This window comes from Shinella sp. 838 (assembly GCF_029623935.1).
Taxonomy (GTDB): domain Bacteria; phylum Pseudomonadota; class Alphaproteobacteria; order Rhizobiales; family Rhizobiaceae; genus Shinella.
This window is the reverse complement of sequence record NZ_JARSBQ010000051.1, coordinates 1-3,142: the sequence shown is the minus strand read 5'-3', so window position 1 is coordinate 3,142 and position 3,142 is coordinate 1. Positions and strand designations below refer to the sequence as shown.

Annotated in this window: 2 protein-coding genes and 2 pseudogenes; 2 read left to right on the top strand and 2 right to left on the bottom strand. The window is 60.0% G+C overall.

Features of this window, described 5'->3' with window-relative positions; translation table 11 throughout:
• Positions 1-102 precede the first annotated feature (102 nt).
• Together P9A16_RS35465 and istB are read left to right on the top strand one after the other, a co-directional pair.
• Positions 103-1,080: pseudogene (locus P9A16_RS35465) on the top strand (Mu transposase domain-containing protein); the annotation flags it as partial.
• Positions 1,013-1,747 (top strand): IS21-like element helper ATPase IstB, encoded by a 735-nt coding sequence (istB, locus tag P9A16_RS35460; protein WP_278026562.1) that lies wholly within the window; start codon positions 1,013-1,015, stop codon positions 1,745-1,747. The pseudogene P9A16_RS35465 and the gene istB, both read left to right, overlap by 68 nt.
• A gap of 128 nt (positions 1,748-1,875) precedes the next feature.
• On the opposite strand, the pseudogene P9A16_RS35455 reads toward istB, so the two are convergent.
• Positions 1,876-2,424: pseudogene (locus tag P9A16_RS35455) on the bottom strand (transposase); the annotation flags it as partial.
• A 75-nt stretch (positions 2,425-2,499) separates the two neighbouring features.
• A partial coding sequence (locus P9A16_RS35450; protein WP_278026561.1) for an IS3 family transposase occupies positions 2,500-3,142 on the bottom strand: 643 nt, incomplete at its 5' end.

The following is a 3,142-nucleotide window of genomic DNA, read 5'->3' as shown; positions in this document are numbered from 1 at the left end:
ACGACGACTTTCCGAGATCGATTGCGAGCAATTCGAATGTCATGACTTCCTCCTTTAGCTGGCCCTTCATTCTGAAGGTTCGGAGGGAGGCGTCCATCCCATAACATGAAGACCGCGGTGGAGACGGTCTTCGTCGGCAAGGAACGGCAATACAATCGCCGTTTCCTGCAGATGTGCAGCCATTACCTGATCGAACCGGTGGCCTGCACGCCGGCGTCGGGATGGGAGAAAGGCCAGGTCGAGAACCAGGTCAATCTGGTGCGGGAACGCTTCTTCACGCCGCGGCTGCGCTTCAAATCCTACGATGAGCTGAATGGCTGGTTGCTGGACAAGTGCATCAGTTACGCCCGCGCTCATAAGCATGTCGATCAGACGGAGCGCACGATCTGGGAGGTGTTCGATGCGGAGCGGCCGCATCTGGTCAGCTATCCCGGCAAATTCGACGGCTTCCACGCTGTGCAGGCCTCGATCGGCAAGACCTGCCTCGTGCGTTTCGACAACAACAAATACTCGGTGCTGTCCACGGCAGTTGGCCGCCCGGCCGAGATACATGCCTATGCCGATCGCATCGTCATCCGGCAGGATGGCGTGGAGATCGGCCAACACGATCGCTGCTTCGGCCGTGGCGAGACGATCTATAATCCCTGGCATTACGTGCCGGTCCTGACCCGCAAGCCGGGAGCACTGCGCAACGGTGCGCCGTTCCACGACTGGGTTTTGCCCGCCGCCATGGAGAAGGTGCGCCGCCGGCTGAAGGCCATGCATGACGGCGACCGGCAGATGGTGTCGATCCTCGAATGTGTGGGCCTGGACGGTCTCCCCGCCGTCGAAGCGGCCTGCCAGGAGGCGCTCGATCAGGGCGTGTTCTCGGCTGCCGTCATCATCAACATCCTGGCCCGCAAGCGTGATCCGCAGCCGGCCGCCATCCTTTCCATTCCCGATGCGCTTCGCCTGACCCACGAGCCTCTGGCCGATTGCGCCCGTTACGACAGCCTCAGGAGGGCAAGCTGATATGGAACGATCCCAAATCCTCGACATGATGGGCGCGCTGAAGCTGTTCGGCATGCGCAGCGCCTATGACGAGATCATGGCCTCCGGCATCAAGCGGCAGCACGAACCGCCGCGCATCGTCGGTGACCTGCTACAGTCAGAGATCGCCGAGAAGCAGGCGCGCTCCATCAAATACCAGATCACCGTCGCCAAGCTGCCGCTGGCCAAGGACATCGACGACTTCGACTTCACCGACACGCCGGTCAACGAAGGCCTGGTGCGCCAGCTTGCGACAGGAGCCTTCCTCACCGAGCAGCACAATATCGTTCTGGTCGGCGGAACCGGCACGGGAAAGTCCCATCTGTCCATCGCGCTTGCACGCGCCCTGATCCGCAATGGTGCACGCGGCCGCTTCTACAACGTCGTCGATCTCGTCAATCGGCTCGAGACGGAGGCACGTAGCGGAAAGCAGGGGCGGCTTGCCGACTTCATCACCAGGCTCGACTTCGTCATCATGGACGAGCTCGGCTATCTCCCATTCGCCCAGGCCGGTGGTCAGCTCCTCTTCCATCTGATCAGCAGGCTCTACGAGCGGACATCGATCATCGTCACGACAAACCTGGCCTTCGGCGAGTGGCCGGCCGTATTCGGCGACGCCAAGATGACCGCCGCCCTCCTCGACAGGCTCACCCACCATTGCGAGATCGTGGAAACCGGGAATGAATCCTGGCGCTTCAAAAACCGCTCTCAAAGCTAAAGCCGAAAAGACAAACAATCCGCGCCCGCAGGCCCCTGCGCTAAATGGAGAGCTCCGGGCCTACGCGCGCTGACCCTATGCAACCAGAGGCAGAGGTCCCTTTTGGGAGCCGATAAGGGGTCCCGTTACAACGCCGATTGACAGGTAGTCGGTGGTAATTCGCGACGGCGTGGCATGGATGCAGGGACCTCACGACCAAGTTTCTGGTTTTTCCAGTCGTACAACGTCTGCCGGCTCACGCCTACCTTCTGAGCTACCGAGCGGGCGCTGTCGCTTCTGGCGCACAGATCGATCACAGCCGTTCGCTTCTGCTGCTCCGATCTGATGGTACCGCTTGAGTTGCCGGTGTGAACTCTCCGCCTGTCACCAGGTCGATATTCATCGATCCAAGCCGAAAGCTTTTCGCGGCCAGGGTAGCCAAGTGCCCTGATGGTCCATGCCAGGCAGCGGCCGTTGTCCAGATAGTGTTCAACGGCAATCCTCTTTTGCTCATCCGAATAACGCTGTTTGGTGCGTACATAACCTGCCGACAAGTCGTCGCCGCGTGCGAATTCGCGATGCCAATGCTTCAGGGCATTCTTCGTCGGATAGCCCAACTGACGGATCGTGGCATTCGCCCGTTTGCCGAGCTTGATATAGAGCTGCACAGCCCTCATGCGGTCTTCGTACGAATACATGAACTATCTCCTGTTAGTCCAAGTTTTCGTCCGCACTGAACCGCCCCGGCTTTACCGGAGACCGTTTGGCTTAAGTTATGCGGCCATGGCTGGTGCGTCCAGCATGGCGTAGTATTGTTCTTCGGCCTCGGCTGGCGGTATGTTGCCGATGGGCTCCAGAAGGCGGCGGTTGTTGAACCAATCGACCCATTCGAGCGTGGCGAACTCCACGGCTTCGAAGTTGCGCCATGGTCCTCGCCGATGGATGACCTCGGCCTTGTAAAGACCGTTGATCGTTTCGGCGAGAGCATTGTCGTAACTATCACCAACGCTTCCGACAGACGGCTCGATGCCTGCCTCCGCCAGCCGTTCGGAATAGCGAATGGATACGTATTGCGAGCCGCGGTCGGAATGATGAACCAGCCCACTGCGTTTGACGGGCCGCCGATCATGAAGCGCCTGGTCGAGGGCATCAAGCACAAAGCCCGCATGGGCCGCCCGGCTTGCCCGCCAACCCACGATACGGCGAGCGAAGGCATCAATGACGAAGGCCACGTAAACGAAGCCCTGCCAAGTCGCGACATAGTGTCCCGGATCAGCGCCCTTGAGACAGAACTGGTTTAGCCGCCTTAATGCATAGCACCGGACGTTTTGGCGACGAGAGGCAGGCTTTTGCTGGCTGCGCGACACCGCAGGCAAGTTTTGCCAGTCGCCGGAGTTAATCCATCGTGATGGAAGG

Excerpts from the sequence above, each read along its gene's own strand:
- istB (WP_278026562.1), top strand. The coding sequence starts at position 1,013 with ATGGAACGATCCCAAATCCTCGACATGATGGGCGCGCTGAAGCTGTTC.